Raw genomic sequence first — 795 nt, 5'->3', positions numbered from 1 at the left:
CAGTTCGACTTCACGTTCAACACCGCCGGAGCGATCGCCGCGATCGCCCGCCTCTCAGGCAAGTTCCGGATCCTCACCGCAGCGGCGGTCTCGGGGGAAGCCCGGATCGATCAGGTCGCCTACGCCGTCCGGCAACTCGACCAGACCCCGGCCATGCGCCTGTTCGCCCGCACCCCCTTCCGCGAGGCAGTCCCCTCCCCTTTCGACCCCGCGGTCCTCTGCGCCACGCCCGAGGCCATGGTCAGCGAGTACTGCCAGCACGCCTCCTTCACCGACCTCCAGCATCACCTCGAGGGACTGTGGGCGACCATCGCCAAGGAATCGGAACTGCTGGACGCGCTCGGCGAGCAGTCCCTCCAGCGCCTCGACCTGGTCGAGACCGGCAACGGCATGTGGCACCTCGAAGCCGAACTCACCGCCACCACCGGCAGGCTCCTCGACAAATACCTCAAGACCGCCTGCCCCCCGCCCCGCCAAGACGAACAGGACGCCGACGGGGTCCTGCCCCCGCAGGCGAACCGGCACGCCGAAGCCCTGCATCAGCTCCTCGCCGGGTACGGATCCTCCCCCGAGGCCGCCACCCGGCACGGACACACCGCGACATTGCACCTCACCGTCGACATCGCGACCCTGCGCGGGGAGGACACCGGGCGGGTGCCCCTGCTGGACGGCGACCCGATCTCGCTCGCCCAGGCCCGGCTCCTGGCCTGCGAAGCCCTGGCCATCCCCAGCGTGTTCGACTACGCCACCGGCGAAGCGGTCGAACTCGGCCGCGCCCTACGCCTGCCCAACGTG

At 70.4% G+C, this 795-nt stretch carries 1 protein-coding gene; it reads left to right on the top strand.

Annotated features, from left to right (window positions below):
• Positions 1-795, top strand: a 795-nt coding sequence (locus LO763_RS28585; RefSeq protein WP_230792314.1) for a DUF222 domain-containing protein, incomplete at both ends; no start/stop codon positions are given.

It is taken from the genome of Glycomyces amatae (assembly GCF_020991375.1).
Taxonomy (GTDB): domain Bacteria; phylum Actinomycetota; class Actinomycetes; order Mycobacteriales; family Micromonosporaceae; genus Glycomyces; species Glycomyces amatae.
This window is presented reverse-complemented; position numbering and strand designations above follow the sequence as displayed.